The 15061-nt window shown below is 60.1% G+C and carries 12 protein-coding genes; 3 read left to right on the top strand and 9 right to left on the bottom strand.

What is annotated here, in order from left to right:
• Positions 1-8: 8 nt before the first annotated feature.
• The 9 genes from PFZ56_RS10230 to PFZ56_RS10270 all read right to left on the bottom strand — a co-directional run bounded on the left by PFZ56_RS10230 (position 9) and on the right by PFZ56_RS10270 (position 11099).
• A complete protein-coding gene (locus tag PFZ56_RS10230; RefSeq protein ID WP_011059232.1) occupies positions 9-920 on the bottom strand; it encodes an ABC transporter permease subunit in 912 nt (303 codons plus the stop codon).
• Positions 921-931: 11 nt separating this feature from the next.
• Entirely contained in the window at positions 932-1942 is a 1011-nt protein-coding gene (locus tag PFZ56_RS10235; RefSeq protein WP_170001156.1) for an ABC transporter permease subunit, read from the bottom strand.
• 73 nt (positions 1943-2015) lie between these two features.
• Positions 2016-3611, bottom strand: coding sequence for an ABC transporter substrate-binding protein (locus tag PFZ56_RS10240; RefSeq protein ID WP_110596008.1), 1596 nt, complete (start codon positions 3609-3611; stop codon positions 2016-2018).
• A gap of 78 nt (positions 3612-3689) precedes the next feature.
• Positions 3690-5096, bottom strand: coding sequence for an OprD family porin (locus PFZ56_RS10245; RefSeq protein ID WP_110596009.1), 1407 nt, complete (start codon positions 5094-5096; stop codon positions 3690-3692).
• Between the two features lie 166 nt (positions 5097-5262).
• On the bottom strand, positions 5263-6849 hold the full coding sequence (locus PFZ56_RS10250; RefSeq protein WP_102861122.1) for an ABC transporter substrate-binding protein: 1587 nt from the start codon (positions 6847-6849) through the stop codon (positions 5263-5265).
• Between the two features lie 307 nt (positions 6850-7156).
• Positions 7157-8782: an ABC transporter substrate-binding protein gene (locus PFZ56_RS10255; protein ID WP_102878356.1), complete on the bottom strand. Its 1626-nt coding sequence runs from the start codon at positions 8780-8782 to the stop codon at positions 7157-7159.
• Positions 8783-8895: 113 nt separating this feature from the next.
• Positions 8896-9333, bottom strand: coding sequence for a hypothetical protein (locus PFZ56_RS10260; protein ID WP_170001155.1), 438 nt, complete (start codon positions 9331-9333; stop codon positions 8896-8898).
• A gap of 263 nt (positions 9334-9596) precedes the next feature.
• A complete protein-coding gene (locus PFZ56_RS10265; RefSeq protein ID WP_102878358.1) occupies positions 9597-10160 on the bottom strand; it encodes a helix-turn-helix domain-containing protein in 564 nt (187 codons plus the stop codon).
• A 222-nt stretch (positions 10161-10382) separates the two neighbouring features.
• On the bottom strand, positions 10383-11099 hold the full coding sequence (locus PFZ56_RS10270; RefSeq protein WP_170001154.1) for an SIMPL domain-containing protein: 717 nt from the start codon (positions 11097-11099) through the stop codon (positions 10383-10385).
• Positions 11100-11338: 239 nt separating this feature from the next.
• Here PFZ56_RS10270 and PFZ56_RS10275 point away from each other — a divergent pair, with 239 nt between their 5' ends.
• The 3 genes from PFZ56_RS10275 to PFZ56_RS10285 all read left to right on the top strand — a co-directional run bounded on the left by PFZ56_RS10275 (position 11339) and on the right by PFZ56_RS10285 (position 14979).
• Positions 11339-12601: an ATP-binding protein gene (locus PFZ56_RS10275; protein WP_110596011.1), complete on the top strand. Its 1263-nt coding sequence runs from the start codon at positions 11339-11341 to the stop codon at positions 12599-12601.
• Complete coding sequence (locus PFZ56_RS10280; protein WP_025132017.1) at positions 12594-13154, top strand: response regulator transcription factor; 561 nt, start codon at positions 12594-12596, stop codon at positions 13152-13154. The genes PFZ56_RS10275 and PFZ56_RS10280 overlap by 8 nt, the downstream gene beginning before the upstream one ends.
• Before the next feature lie 97 nt (positions 13155-13251).
• Positions 13252-14979: an ABC transporter ATP-binding protein/permease gene (locus PFZ56_RS10285; protein ID WP_110653057.1), complete on the top strand. Its 1728-nt coding sequence runs from the start codon at positions 13252-13254 to the stop codon at positions 14977-14979.
• Positions 14980-15061: the final 82 nt, after the last annotated feature.

Consider the following 15061-nt stretch of genomic DNA (forward strand, 5'->3'; position numbering starts at 1 on the left):
GAATCTCCTCAGGCGGCGTTCTTGAGTTTCGGGTCCAGCGCATCGCGCAGGCCGTCGCCCATCAGGTTGATTGCCAGCACGCTGAGCAAAATGGTCAGACCCGGCAGGCTCACGACCCACCAGGCGCGTTCGATGTAGTCCCGGGCCGAGGCCAGCATGGTGCCCCACTCTGGAGTCGGCGGTTGCACGCCCAGGCCGAGGAAGCCCAGGGCGGCGGCGTCGAGGATCGCCGAGGAGAAGCTCAAGGTGGCCTGGACGATCAGTGGCGCCATGCAATTGGGCAGCACGGTGATGAACATCAGGCGCGGCAGGCCGGCACCGGCCAGGCGCGCGGCGGTCACGTAGTCGCGGTTCAGTTCGCCCATCACCGCGGCACGGGTCAGGCGCACATAGGACGGCAGGGACACCACGGCAATGGCGATCACGGTGTTGATCAGGCCTGGGCCGAGGATGGCGACGATGGCCACGGCCAGCAGCAGCGAAGGCAGGGCCAGCATGATGTCCATCAGGCGCATGATGGTCGGGCCCAGCAAGCGCGGGAAGAAACCGGCGAACAGCCCCAGGAGGATGCCCGGGATCAGCGACATCACCACCGATGACAAACCGATCAGCAACGACAGCCGCGAACCCTGGATCAGGCGCGACAGCAGGTCGCGACCCAGCTCATCGGTGCCCAGCAGGAACTGCATCTGCCCGCCTTCGAGCCAGGCCGGCGGCGTCAGCAGGAAGTCGCGGTACTGCTCGCTGGGGTTGTGCGGCGCCACCCAAGGGGCGAACAGCGCGCAGAACACGATCAGCAGCATGAACAGCAGGCCGGCCACCGCGCCTTTGTTGCGCGAAAAGTGCTGCCAGAATTCTTTGTAAACGGACGGATAGAGCAGGCTTTGATCGACTGCTACTGAGGAAGTTGGAGTGCTCATTAGTCTTGATCTCAGCGCTGGTGACGGATGCGTGGGTTGGCAAAGCCGTAGAGGATGTCCACCACGAAGTTGACCATGATCACCAGGCAGGCGATCAGCAGGATGCCGTTCTGCACCACGGGATAGTCCCGGGCGCCGATGGCTTCGATCAGCCACTTGCCGATTCCCGGCCAGGAGAAGATGGTTTCGGTCAGCACGGCGCCGGCCAGCAGGGTGCCGACTTGCAGGCCAACCACCGTGAGCACCGGAATCAGTGCGTTACGCAAGCCGTGGACGAATACCACCCGCGAAGGCGACAGGCCCTTGGCCTTGGCGGTGCGGATGTAGTCCTCGCGCAGCACTTCGAGCATCGAGGAACGGGTCATCCGCGCGATCACCGCCAGGGGAATAGTGCCCAGCACGATGGCCGGCAGGATCAGGTGATGCAGGGCGTCGAAGAAGGCGTCGGTGTCTTTGGCCAGCAGGGTGTCGATGAGCATGAAGCCGGTTTTCGGCTCGATGTCGTAGAGCAGGTCGATGCGTCCGGACACCGGGGTCCAGCCCAGGCTCACCGAGAAGAACATGATCAGGATCAGGCCCCACCAGAAGATCGGCATCGAGTAACCCGCCAGCGAGATGCCCATGACCCCATGGTCGAACAGGGAGCCTCGCTTGAGGGCGGCGATCACCCCGGCCAGCAGCCCGAGGATGCCGGCGAAGAGCAGGGCGGCCATGGACAGTTCCAGGGTCGCGGGGAACAGCGAAGTGAATTCGCTCCACACACTGGTGCGGGTGCGCAGGGATTCGCCCAGGTCACCGTGGGCGAGCTTGCCGATGTAGTCCAGGTATTGGGCATACAGCGGTTTGTTCAATCCAAGGCGTTCCATTGCCTGGGCATGCATCTCGGGGTCGACCCGACGTTCGCCCATCATGACTTCCACGGGGTCGCCGGGAATCATGCGTATCAAGGCGAAGGTCAGCAAGGTGATGCCGAAGAATGTGGGGATCAACAACCCCACACGGCGGGCAATAAAACTAAACATCTTCTGAAGTACCTCAATCAGCCGGTTAGGCGTTCCCGCCACCCTTGGGGTCAAGGGCGGCGGGCGTTTCTTATCACTTCACTTGGGTGGTCGCGAAGTTGTTGGTGGTCAGGGGGCTCTGGTGGTAACCCTCGACGTTCTTGCGCATGGCGGTGAACATCTTCGGATAGGCCATGGGAATCCACGGTTGATCCTGTTGGAAAATCAGCAACGCCTTTTCATAGAGCTCTGCGCGTTTGGCAGGTTCAGCGTCGGAACGGGCCTGGTCGATCAGGTCCTGGAACTCCTTGTTGCACCAGCGGGCGTAGTTTTCGCCGTTCTTGGCGGCGTCACAACTCAGGTTCGGGGTCAGGAAGTTGTCCGGATCGCCGTTGTCACCTGCCCAGCCGGCCGACACCATATCGTGTTCGCCGTTTTTCGCACGCTTGAGCATCTCGCCCCACTCCATGACGCGGATCTCGAGCTTGAGGCCGATCTTGGCCAGGTCAGCCTGCATCATCTGGGCCCCCAGCAAAGGGTTGGGGTTGGTTGGGCCACCGCCATTGCGGGTGAACAGGGTGATGACCGTGCCATCCGGCACGCCGGCTTCCTTGAGCAGGGCACGGGCCTTGTCCAGGTCCCGGGCCGGGTTCTGCAGGCTGGTGTTGAAGCCCAGCAAGGTCGGAGGATAAGGACCGGTACCCACCAGGGCGTTGCCTTTGCCATAGAGACTGTTGACGTAGGCTTCCTTGTCGAAGGCGATGTCGATGGCTTTGCGTACCCGCACGTCGCTCATGTATTTGCGCGTGGTGTTCATGGCGATGTAGCCGGTGGTCATGGCGGCCAGCTCGTCGACCTTGAGGTTGGCGTCGGCCTTGATGCTGGGGATGTCATCGGGCTTGGGGTACAGGGCGATCTGGCATTCGTTGGCCTTGAGCTTCTGCAGGCGCACGTTGTTATCGGTGGTAATTGCCAGCACCAGCGGGTCCGCCGGTGCCTTGCCCCGGAAGTAGTCCGGGTTGGCCTTGAAGCGGACCTGGGCGTCCTTGGCGTAACGCGTGAAAATGAACGGGCCGGTGCCGATGGGCTTGCTGTTGAGGTCGGCTGTCTTGCCTTCCTTGAGCAGCTTGTCGGCGTATTCCGCCGGGAAAATGGAAGAGAAGGCCATGGCGATGTCGGCCAGGAACGGTGCCTCGCGGCGGGTCAGGGTGAAGACCACGGTGTGGTCGTCAGTCTTCTCGACACTTTTGAGCAGTTCCTTGAAGCCCATGCTTTCGAAATAGGGGAAGCCGACGCTGGATTTGTCGTGCCAGGGATGCTTCGGGTCCAGTTGACGCTGGAAGCTCCAGAGCACGTCGTCGGCGTTCATGTCGCGGGTTGGGGTGAAGTAGTCGGTGGTGTGGAACTTGACGCCTTTGCGCAGGTGGAAAGTGTATTGCAGGCCGTCCGGGCTGATCTCCCAGGACTCCGCCAGGGCGGGCTGGATGTCCGTGGTGCCGGGCTTGAAGTCCACCAGGCGGTTGAAGATGGTTTCCGCCACCGCATCGGCAGTGACTGCAGTCGTGTACTGGACCATATCGAAGCCTTCCGGGCTGGCTTCGGTACAGACCACCAAGGGTTTGGCTGCGACGCCCATGGCGACGCTCAGCAGTGCGGCGCCCATGGCCGCTCTCAGGGGAAGCATTTTCATCAAGAACCCTCTGCAATCAATTGAACCAGATTAGCTTGAATGGCGGATTCGTCATGAGTCCGCCCTTCAACTGGTGGGTTAGAGAATATTGAACGGGATGGTGGTGACCAGACGGAATTCATTGATGTTGCCGTCGGCCTGGTTCTCGCTCGCGCGGTGAGTGGTGTAGGTGGCGCGGATCGCCGTGGCTTTCAGCGGGCCGCTCTGCACGGCGTAGGAAGCACCGATGCCGTATTCGTAGTGGTGTTCGCCGTCCATGGTGCGTACGCCATAGAGCTTGCCTTCCGAGTTGATGCCGCCGTAGGCACTGCCGTTGTAGTGGGTGCCGTCGATGCCCCAGCCACGGGCCTGGTAGATGTTGAACTTCAGGCCGGGTACGCCGTATTCGGCCATGTTCAGACCGTAGGCGATCTGGAAGGATTTCTCGTTCGGGCCGTTGAAGTCCGAGAGCAGGGAGTTGGCCAGGTAGATGCCGTTGGTTTCGTGCAGGTAGTCGAAGTATTCGTTGCCGCTGACTTCCTGGTACGAGAAGGTCAGGCTGTGGGCCTGGTGGGTCAGGCCGAGAGACAGGGAGTAGGTATCGTTGTCGATATTGCCCATGTCTTTCTTGCCGGTGTCGACGGTCTTGTAGTAGTTCAGGCCGGTGGTCAGGCTCAGCACCGAGCTGTCGCCCAGCTCGTGGGTGGCGCCGAAGTAGTACTGGTTCCAGAAGTCTTCCACCTTGGAGGCGTAGAGGCTGGTCTTCAGGCTTTTCAGCGGCTGGTAGTTGAGGCCGACGATGCTCACGCGGTCGGTCTCGGCGGTGTTGCTGGTGTACTCGGAGCGGAATTTCGACAGGCTCTGTTCGGTCCGTGGCGATACCCGGTCGAAGGTACCGGCATCGAACGACAGGTTGTTGAACTCTTCGCTGTGGATGCTCACCCCTTCAAAGCTCGAAGGCAGTGCACGGTTGCCGATGACATCGACGATTGGCGTGCTGAAGTTCTGCCGGCCGGCGGTCAGGGTGGTGTTGGACACGCGGAACTTGACGTTGGCCAGGCCCAGCTTGCTCCACTGGCCCACGGCATCGCCGTCGGAATGGGTCAGGGTGCGGTTGTTCTTGCCGGCGATGTGCTTGCGGTCACGATCCAGGGCAATGGCGTTGTAGGCCGCGACTTCGGTGCTGACGCCCACGGTGCCTTCGGTGAAGCCGGAGCTGTAGTTGAGAATGGTGCCCTGGACCCAGTTGATGCGGCGTGGGGTCGAGGTATCTACACCATTGTGTTGGTACGAAAAACGGTCATTGCGACGTTTCAGTTCGTTGGCGTACCAGTTGCGGGTGGTACCCGACAGGCTTTGCCCTTCGATGAAGCCTTTGGCCTCCGCCTGGGCATTGGTGCTGTTCTGTACAGTCGGGACGAAGTCCTGGCTGACGTTCTCCGCATAGGCCGTGGCGGTGATGCTACTGATAGCCAAGGCTAACAATGCGCTGCTGCTCAGTTTCATGGGTGAAGCTCCTTTGTTTTCTTTTTTAGATGCCGGTTTTTTTGGGCCGGCTGGTTTTTGGAACTCATTCATGGCGTCGCAAACGTTTGCACGCGGCTCAATCGCCGAATTCAGGCAAAGCGCCTGCGTGAGGGCGAGAGTCGCCCTCAGGGTTCTGGCTCATCGGTTATGGGGTCAGGCTGACACCTGAGAAGGAGTTGCGGCCGAAGGGACTGACCTTGAAGCCCTCGACTTTCGCACTCAACGGCTGGTTGATCGTCGAGTGGGCCACAGGCGTGATCGGCACTTGCTGCTTGAGCAACTGCTGGGCCTGCTTATAGAGCTCGGTGCGCTGTTCACGGTCGGTGACGACCTTGGCTTGCTTGATCAACTGGTCGTATTGCGGGTCGCACCACATGGAGTAGTTGTTGCCGCCGATGGCGTCACAGCTGTACAGGGTGCCGAGCCAGTTGTCCGGGTCACCGTTGTCTCCGGTCCAGCCGATCAGACTGATGTCGTGTTCGCCGTTTTTGGTGCGCTTGATGTATTCGCCCCATTCGTAGCTGACGATCTTCACCTTGAGGCCGATCTTCGCCCAGTCGGACTGGAGCATTTCGGCCATCAGCTTGGCGTTGGGGTTGTAGGGGCGTTGCACGGGCATGGCCCAGAGGGTGATTTCCGTGCCTTCCTTGACCCCGGCAGCCTTGAGCAACTCGCGTGCCTTTTCCGGGTTGTAGGCAGCGTCCTTGATCGTCTCGTCGTAGGACCACTGGGTGGGCGGCATGGCGTTCACCGCCAACTGGCCGGCGCCCTGGTACACGGCATTGAGGATGCTCTGCTTGTTCACCGCCATGTCCAGTGCCTGGCGCACTTCGAGGCGGTCGAAGGGTTTGTGTTGCACGTTGTAGGCGATGTAGCCGAGGTTGAAGCCGGGCTTCTCGATGACTTGCAGTTTCGGGTCGTTTTTCAGGGCATCGATGTCGGCGGGACGCGGGTGCAGGGTCACCTGGCATTCGCCGGCGCGCAGCTTCTGCACGCGTACCGAGGCATCGGTGTTGATGGCGAAGATCAGCCTGTCGAGCTTGACCCGGCTCGGGTCCCAGTAATGCGGGTTGGCGGCGTAGCGGATCTGCGAGTCTTTCTGGTAGCGCTGGAACACGAAAGGTCCGGTGCCGATGGGTTGCTGGTTGATCTGGCTGGGCGTGCCGGCCTTGAGCAGTTGCTCGGCGTATTCGGCGGAGAGGATCGCGGCAAAGCTCATGGCCAGGTTCTGGATGAACGCCGCGTCCACGGTGTTGAGGGTCATGACCACGGTCATGGGGTCGGTTTTTTCGACCTTGGCGATGTTCTTGTTCAGGCTCATGCCGTTGAAGTAGGGAAACTCCGTCGGATAGGCCTTACGGAACGGATGTTCGGCGTCGAGCATGCGATTGAAGGTGAACAGCACGTCGTCGGCGTTGAGGTCACGGCTGGGCTTGAAGTAGGGAGTGCTGTGGAACTTCACCCCTTCACGCAGGTGAAAGCTGTACTTGAGGCCGTCCTCGGAAATATCCCAGCTCTTGGCCAGGGCCGGCAGTACGTTGGTTGCGCCTTTTTCGAACTCCACGAGACGGTTGTACAACGGCTCGGCGGCATCGTTGTCGGTGGCGGTGGTGTACTGCGCGGTGTCAAAGCCTGCGGGGCTGCCTTCGGAACAGAACACCAGGCTGCGGTCGGCAGCGCTGCAGATCGAACTGGTGGCCAGCAGGGCCGAGAAAATCAACGAATGACGCATGACGGTCCATCTCCATTTTTTGTTGTGATGATCAATGGACCCTGGCTCCTTCCTGGAGCCTGTACAGGCCATTGATGCCCAACCATGGCTGCAGCAAATGCCCACCGATAGACGCAGTTTTGCCATGCCTCGACGTTAGGAGCCGAAGGCTGGGTCGTATATGCGCTGTACCTGAAAGGCTTGTAGGAATCGGCTCTAAATTCGAAAGATCACGTCCAAAAGGACGCAATCTCGACCCCAGGGCCGGACGCTTTCAGGGGGGGCGGTAAAACAACGGCGACGCCAGGGACGTCGCCGTTGCAGAACCTTATTTGCCGATGCCTACGCCGTAGAAGGAGTTCAAGCCAAAGGGGCTGATCTTGAAATCCTGCACGTTGGCGCGCATGGGTTGGAACACCGTCGAGTGAGCGATAGGTGTCATCGGAACGGCATCTTTGAGAATGTGTTGCGCCTGCTTGTACAGCTCGGTGCGTTTGGCCACATCCGACGTGGCCTTGGCTTGCTTGATCAGGGCGTCATAAGGCTTGTCGCACCATTTCGAGAAGTTGTTGCCGTTCATTGCATCGCAACCGAACAGGGTGCCGAGCCAGTTGTCGGGGTCACCATTGTCGCCGCTCCAGCCGATGATCATCGCCTGGTTCTCGCCGCCTTTGGAGCGCTTGATGTACTCGCCCCACTCGTAGCTGACGATGTTGACCTTGAGACCGATCTTGGCCCAGTCGGACTGCAGCATCTCGGCCATCAGTTTGGCGTTCGGGTTGTACGGACGCTGTACCGGCATGGCCCAGAGGGTGATCTGGGTGCCTTCCTTGATGCCCGCTTCCTTGAGCAACTGCTTGGCTTTCTCGGGATCGTACTTGGCGTCCTTGATGCTGGTGTCGTAGGACCATTGGGTCGGCGGCATGGCGTTGACCGCCAGTTGGCCGGCGCCCTGGTAGACCGAGTCGATGATCTGCGGCTTGTTGACGGCCATGTCCAGTGCCTGGCGAACCTTGAGGTCAGCCAGCGGGTTGGCGTCGGTGCGGCCCTTGAGCACCGGCATCACGTTGTAGGCGATGTAGCCCAGGTTGAAGCCTGCCTGTTCAGGCATCTTCAGGGTCTTGTCTTCCTTGAGCGCCTTGAGGTCGGCCGGGCGCGGGAAGAGGGTGATCTGGCATTCGTTCTTCTTCAGCTTCTGGATGCGCACCGATGGGTCGGTGGTGATGGCGAAGATCAGGTTGTCGATCTTCACGTCTTCAGGTTTCCAGTAGTCCTTGTTGCCGGTGTAGCGGATGTTGGAGTCTTTCTGGTAGCTCTTGAAAACGAAGGGACCTGTGCCGATCGGCTTCTGGTTGATATCGCTGGTCTTGCCTTCCTTGAGCAGCTTGTCGGCGTACTCGGCGGACTGGATGGAGGCAAAGCTCATGGCCAGGTTCTGGATGAATGCGGCATCAACGGTTTTCAGGGTGAACTTGACGGTCTTGTCGTCGACTTTCTCGACCTTGGTGATGTTGGTGTCCATCCCCATGTCGGTGAAATACGGGAATTCGGTCGGGTATGCCTTACGGAACGGCATGTCTTTGTCGATCATGCGGTTGAAGGTGAACAGCACGTCGTCGGCGTTGAAGGTACGGGTCGGGGTGAAGTACGGCGTGGTGTGGAACTTGACCCCTTCGCGCAGGTGGAAGGTGTAGGTCAGACCGTCGTCCGAGATGTCCCAACTGGTGGCCAGGCCCGGAATGACTGCGGTGCCGCCACGTTCGAACTGGCTGAGGCGGTTGTAGAGGGTTTCGGCTGAGGCGTCGAAGTCGGTTCCGGTGGTGTACTGGCCAGGGTCGAAACCGGCCGGGCTCCCTTCAGAGCAGAACACCAGGTTAGTCGCCGCGTGGGCGAAGGGGGTGCTGGCCAGCAAGCCGGCACTGACTAAAAACGGAAGGACTGCTTTTTTGAACATGGTGGCCTCATGATTTGTTGTCATTTTTGGAGTAGAGGGCGACCTTGTGAGTCGACCCGCCGATACTTATGCAGCCCTCATACCCATTGCAAGATGCAGGGCCGACACAAGTCTCAAAGAGTGGAACGAACGTACACGAATGACGCATTTGTATAAATGTTGACGCATTTGACCGTTTGCGCAGGTCTTTTCTGGTGCATGCATTGCTTTTCTATTGGGCAAACAGGGCTGTTCGCGCCCCCGCTTGGTGCATCAATGGAGCGGGCGCCGACTGGCTTGTGCTTGAGCCGCCAGACCTTTTCAGGCAGGCGCAAATCTTCGACGCATCCGGTTGACCGGATGGCGTAGAACGACGGTGTGGGGGAGGCCGTTGGAGACGGTTGCCCGGGACCTTGCAGGCGATGGCGAATGGACAGCGCATCGTCGGCGGTGCTGAAGTCGCGGCTCGCAGTGAAGTTGTCACTGTGGAGGTTGCTGGTGGCGCGTGACAGTGGCGTGTCGAGGATCAGCCCCGCTGTCTGCCAAACCCGGAGCGGAAAGGTCTTACGCATGCAAACCTCATTTTTTCTTTTTCTAGGGCATATCTGAGGATTGGCCTTGTGGGCCGCGGTAACTCGCCTTTCTATGGGGCGTGGATGCAGCCCCATGGACCCTGTGCGGCGATGGCGATCACTTGTTGTGTTGTTGTTTGTCGATTCGCCGATGCCGAAATTAAGTCATGCTGAAATCGTGGTCAACGAAAATTAAGCCTGACTAACATTTCTCTTGCGCACAGGTACCTCTGTAAGGTTCGGCAGGCGACTGCGGGTGGGGCTTACGCCGCCGAATGGTCGTCGAACAGGCCCATGGTCGTGACCGTCAGGACTTCCGCCGGGCCGTTGCCGACATTGGCCAGGCAGTGGGTCTTGGTCGAGTCGAAGTGCACCGAGTCACCGGCACCAAGTGGATATTGCTGACCTTCGATGGTGTAGACGATCTGTCCTGAAAGAACGTAGGAAAACTCAGAGCCATCGTGGGAGATCAGTTCCGACTGATAGCCCACCGGGATGTTCATTTTCACCGCGTTGATCAGGTTGCCGGGAAAGGAGCTGGACAGCCGTTCGTAGGCCAGTGGCTGACCTTCGATGGTGTAGCGCACGCGCTTGCCGTCGTGGGAGTCGGGTTGCGCCTGGGTTGGCTGGTCGAACAGAGCGTTCAGCGGAACGTTCAGCGACTTGGCAATGTTGACCAGAGACGAGATCGATACACCGGTGAGATTGCGTTCCGCTTGGGAGAGGAAACTGGCGGTCAGGCCGGATTCACTGGCAATTTGGCGCAGGGTTTTCTTGGCGGCGCGGCGATAGCGGCGCAGGCGTTCGCCGATGCGATCTGCGGTCATTAGAGAGACTCTTATAGGAAAGAAGCAGTATACCCGGCAGACACCCATGACGCCTGGCAGGCGCAGTACCGAGGTGCATAACTTTAGCATCACCCTGGTGGCCGAACGCACCTACCCTGAGCCGAGTTCGTCGGGTGCCGGTTGAAATGCCTGGTCACGAAAAACGGCGGTGACCTCGGTTTGCGCTGGAGGTTACCGCCGTTGGGGGACGCTGGGAGAGGTTTACGGCATCAGCACTTCGATGGCGCCGTCGGCGGTCATGCTGACCTGGCTGGTGCCAGCCTCGACTTCCGGAGTCACGGGCGCCGAATCCATGCTGGCGGCCTTCATCATCATTGGCGCACGCAGGTAGGGCTGTGGATAACCGTTGCTGTTGAGGTTCAGGTTGACGATTTTGTAGCCCTTGCCACCCAGGGCTTCGGTGGCCAGTTGAGCACGGGCCTTGAACGCCTTGACCGCGTCCTTGAGCAGGGCATCTTCGCTGGCCTTGCGGGTCGGGTCGGCGATGGCGAAGTCCATGCCAGCCATTTTCAGGTCGCCCAGCAGTTCGCCGGTGAGCTTGGACAAGGCGGCGAAGTCGGAGCTTTCCAGGCGCAGTTCGGCGCGCTCACGCCAGCCGGTGATCTTCTGGCCTTTATCGTCGTAGATCGGGTAGCTGTTGCGGCTGCCCTGGCGCAGCGTCACATCCTTGACCTGGCGGGCCTGACCCAGGGCCTTGTTCATGATGCTGGTGATTTCTGCAGCAAGCTTGGCTGGGTCGCTGTTCTGCGACTCGCTGTAGAGGGTCACGATCATCAGGTCCCGTGCCACTTCCTGGCTGACTTCGGCCCGCAGGGAAATCTGGTTGTAGTGCAGTTCATCGGCGGCCAGGGCGGGCAGACTGGTGAGGGTGCCGGCGCTGAGGGCCAGAAGGGCGAGGCTGCGACTGAAATGCTGCATGGAAACTCCTTGAGTGCGGTCCGCAGGATCAGCTCAGAGCCTGCGTGAAACATTCAGACAGTGTGGGGCTGCGGCAAGTTTCAAGCCGCAAGCTGCATGTTGAGAGCCAATACGCTTGTAGCTCAAAGCGTGCAGCTTGCCACTGTTTTTCTGTGACGCTTTGCCGCAGTTTTGCCTGTGGCGGGGGCTGCTTGGTTATACTCCCGCCGATTGCCCTGGAGCGCTCATCAGGAGAGCTCATGCTCGCCCCCTTAAAATTATTGTCTGCCACTCGTCAGAACCTCTGGCGCCTGACCTTTATTCGTACCCTGGTTCTGGCTGCTCAGGCCGGCTCGGTGGGGCTCGCCTATTGGTTGGAACTGTTGCCACTGCCCTGGTTGCAACTGGGCGTCACCTTGATGTTTTCCATGGTGCTCTGTGCCTTCACCGCCATCCGCTTGCGAACCTCGTGGCCGGTGACGGAGCTGGAATATGCCCTGCAACTGGCTTGTGACCTGTTTATCCACAGTGTGCTGCTGTATTTCTCCGGCGGCTCTACCAACCCCTTCGTCTCCTATTATCTGGTGCCCCTGACGATCGCCGCCGTGACCTTGCCCTGGCGCTATTCGGTGGTGCTGTCGGGTATTGCCCTGACCCTCTACACCTTGTTGCTGGCGCGGTTCTATCCCTTGCAGACTTTCCCCATCGCCCGGGAAAACCTGCAGGTCTATGGCATGTGGCTGAGTTTTGCCCTGGCGGCGGCGGTGATCACCTTCTTCGCTGCACGCATGGCCGAAGAGTTGCGCCGTCAGGAAGAATTGCGGGCGATCCGCCGTGAAGAAGGCCTGCGCGATCAGCAATTGCTGGCCGTGGCGACCCAGGCCGCCGGTGCCGCCCATGAGTTGGGCACGCCGCTGGCGACCATGAGCGTATTGCTCAAGGAGATGCGCCAGGACCATCCCGATCCGCTGTTGCAGGACGACCTCAGCGTGCTCCAGGACCAGGTCAAGTTGTGCAAGGAAACCCTGCAGCAACTGGTGCGCGCCGCCGAGGCCAATCGCCGTATGGCGGTGGAGATGCAGGACGTCACCCAGTGGCTGGACGAAGCCTTGAATCGCTGGCACCTGATGCGTCCCGAGGCCAGCTACCGCTTTCATCTGCTGGGAGAGGGACCAGTGCCGCGCCTGGCGCCGCCGCCGGACTTGACCCAGGCCTTGCTCAATCTGTTGAACAATGCAGCCGATGCCTGTGCCGAAGGTCTGGAGGTGCGCCTGGACTGGGATGCGGAAAACCTCACCATCAGTATTCGTGACCACGGCGCCGGAGTACCCTTGGCCATCGCCGAGCAGATCGGCAAACCGTTTTTTACCACCAAGGGCAAAGGCTTCGGCCTGGGCCTGTTTTTGAGCAAGGCCAGCGTGACCCGCGCCGGTGGCTCAGTGAAACTCTACAGTCATGAGGAAGGCGGAACGCTCACCGAGCTGCGCCTGCCCCGTGCCGCCCGAGGAGACGACCATGAGTGAAGAGATCCAAGTCGAAGGCGAAGAACTGCCGCATCTGTTGCTGGTGGATGATGACGCCACCTTTACCCGGGTAATGGCACGCGCCATGAGCCGCCGGGGCTTTCGCGTCAGTACCGCAGGTTCCGCGGAAGAGGGCCTGACCATCGCCCAGCAGGATTTGCCGGACTACGCCGCGCTGGACCTGAAGATGGATGGCGACTCCGGGCTGGTGCTGCTGCCCAAGCTGCTGGAGCTGGACCCGGAAATGCGCGTCCTGATCCTCACCGGTTATTCGAGCATCGCCACGGCGGTGGAAGCCATCAAGCGCGGTGCCTGCAACTACCTGTGCAAACCCGCGGATGCCGATGATGTGCTGGCCGCTCTGCTCTCCGAACATGCGGACCTGGACACCCTGGTGCCGGAAAACCCGATGTCCGTGGACCGTCTGCAATGGGAGCACATCCAGCGTGTGCTGACCGAGCACGAAGGTAATATCTCCGCCACTGCCCGGGCCCTGGGCATGCATCGCCGTACCTTGCAGCGCAAATTGCAGAAGCGTCCCGTGCGTCGCTGAACCGCGACTGAATGAATGTCGCTGGACACCGTGAAAAAGCGAGCCGATCTACTAAGATCGGCTCAACGCTTGTCCTTCTCCCTATCGAGCCACAACGATGAATCAGAACGCTGAGTACTCCGCGGTCAACGATGCTGTGCGCGGTCAATTCTTTCGCCGGGTATGGGCCATGATTACCCCTTACTGGCGTAGTGAAGAGAAGGGCAAGGCCTGGCTGCTGCTGATCGCGGTGATTGGCCTGTCGCTGTTCAGTGTCGCCATTTCGGTATGGATCAACAGTTGGTACAAGGACTTCTACAACGCCTTGCAGAAGAAGGACGAGGCGGCTTTCTGGAGCCTGATCCTGTATTTCTGCGGGATCGCCGCGGTGGCCATTCTCGGTGCGGTGTATCGCTTGTACCTGACCCAGATGCTGACCATCCGTTGGCGCGCCTGGCTGACCGAAAGACACTTTGCCCGTTGGCTGGGCAACAAGAACTACTACCAGCTGGAGCAGGGCGGCTACACCGACAACCCCGACCAGCGGATTTCCGAAGACCTCAACGGCTTCACCACCAACACCTTGTCCCTGGGCCTGGGATTGATCCGCAACGTGGTCAGTCTGGTGTCCTTCTCCATCATCCTCTGGGGTGTATCCGGCAGTATCGAGGTCATGGGCTATACCATTCCCGGCTATATGTTCTGGTGCGCCCTGGTGTATGCGGTGGTCGGCAGTTGGCTGACCCACCTGATCGGGCGTCGCTTGATCGGCCTGAACAATCAACAGCAACGTTTTGAAGCCGACCTGCGTTTCTCCATGGTGCGAGTCCGGGAGAACGCCGAGAGCATTGCCCTTTACGACGGCGAGAAGAATGAGAACCAGCGTCTGAGCAGCCGTTTCAGCAAGGTCTGGCACAACTTCTGGGACATCATGAAGGTCTCCAAGCGCCTGACCTTCTTCACCGCCGGTTATGGCCAGATCGCGATCATCTTCCCGTTTATTGTCGCCGCGCCGCGTTACTTCGCCGGCAAGATCGAGCTGGGAGAGCTGATGCAGATCAACTCGGCGTTCGGCAATGTCCAGGAGAACTTCAGTTGGTTTATCAGCGCTTATTCGGACCTCGCTGCCTGGCGCGCCACCTGTGACCGTCTGTTGAGCTTCCGCCAGGCCATGAGTGAAAACGAGGAGCGTCCTCCGGCGATTGACGTGCAGCACCAGGGCGAACAATTGCAGGTGCGTGATCTGGGTCTGGATCTGGCGGATGGCCGTCATTTGCTGGCCGGTGCCCAGATGACCGTGAATCCTGGCGAGCGACTGATGCTCAGTGGTCGCTCCGGCAGTGGCAAGAGCACCCTGTTGCGAGCCATGGGACGCTTGTGGCCGGCGGGGCACGGGAGCATCTTGCTGCCGAACCAGCGCTACCTGTTCCTGCCGCAGAAGCCCTACCTGCCCATTGGCAGCCTGCGGGAAGCCTTGAGTTATCCACAGTCGGGCGACAGCTATCCCCAGGAGCGTTATGCACAGGTCCTGGAAACTTGCCGCCTGCCCCATCTGGTGGCGCGTCTGGACGAGAGCAATCACTGGCAGCGCATGTTGTCGCCGGGGGAGCAGCAGCGGCTGGCGTTTGCCCGGGCGCTGCTCTATGCGCCGCAATGGCTGTACATGGATGAGGCGACTTCGGCCATGGATGAAGAAGATGAAGCCAATCTGTACCAGGCGTTGATCGATCAGTTGCCGGGGTTGAGCATTGTCAGCGTCGGCCATCGCAGCAGCCTCAAGCGCTTCCATCCCCGCCATGTACGCATTGAGCAGGGGCATTTGCTGGAACAGACGGTGACCGTATGACGCTGGCCAGGTAAGCCTTGCCGCTTGGCTTGAGTGCGAGGTTCGGGAGGACGTCTCGGTGAAATCAGGGGTTGGCGATCAT

Source organism: Pseudomonas danubii (assembly GCF_042980055.1).
Classification (GTDB): Bacteria; Pseudomonadota; Gammaproteobacteria; order Pseudomonadales; family Pseudomonadaceae; genus Aquipseudomonas; species Aquipseudomonas danubii.

Bases quoted from the DNA above. Each gene is read 5' to 3' on its own strand.
- PFZ56_RS10230 (WP_011059232.1), bottom strand. From the start codon at position 920: ATGAGCACTCCAACTTCCTCAGTAGCAGTCGATCAAAGCCTGCTCTAT.
- PFZ56_RS10270 (WP_170001154.1), bottom strand. From the start codon at position 11,099: ATGCAGCATTTCAGTCGCAGCCTCGCCCTTCTGGCCCTCAGCGCCGGC.
- PFZ56_RS10275 (WP_110596011.1), top strand. From the start codon at position 11,339: ATGCTCGCCCCCTTAAAATTATTGTCTGCCACTCGTCAGAACCTCTGG.
- PFZ56_RS10280 (WP_025132017.1), top strand. From the start codon at position 12,594: ATGAGTGAAGAGATCCAAGTCGAAGGCGAAGAACTGCCGCATCTGTTG.
- PFZ56_RS10255 (WP_102878356.1), bottom strand. From the start codon at position 8,782: ATGTTCAAAAAAGCAGTCCTTCCGTTTTTAGTCAGTGCCGGCTTGCTG.
- PFZ56_RS10235 (WP_170001156.1), bottom strand. From the start codon at position 1,942: ATGTTTAGTTTTATTGCCCGCCGTGTGGGGTTGTTGATCCCCACATTC.
- PFZ56_RS10240 (WP_110596008.1), bottom strand. From the start codon at position 3,611: ATGAAAATGCTTCCCCTGAGAGCGGCCATGGGCGCCGCACTGCTGAGC.
- PFZ56_RS10265 (WP_102878358.1), bottom strand. From the start codon at position 10,160: ATGACCGCAGATCGCATCGGCGAACGCCTGCGCCGCTATCGCCGCGCC.
- PFZ56_RS10245 (WP_110596009.1), bottom strand. From the start codon at position 5,096: ATGAAACTGAGCAGCAGCGCATTGTTAGCCTTGGCTATCAGTAGCATC.
- PFZ56_RS10250 (WP_102861122.1), bottom strand. From the start codon at position 6,849: ATGCGTCATTCGTTGATTTTCTCGGCCCTGCTGGCCACCAGTTCGATC.
- PFZ56_RS10260 (WP_170001155.1), bottom strand. From the start codon at position 9,333: ATGCGTAAGACCTTTCCGCTCCGGGTTTGGCAGACAGCGGGGCTGATC.
- PFZ56_RS10285 (WP_110653057.1), top strand. From the start codon at position 13,252: ATGAATCAGAACGCTGAGTACTCCGCGGTCAACGATGCTGTGCGCGGT.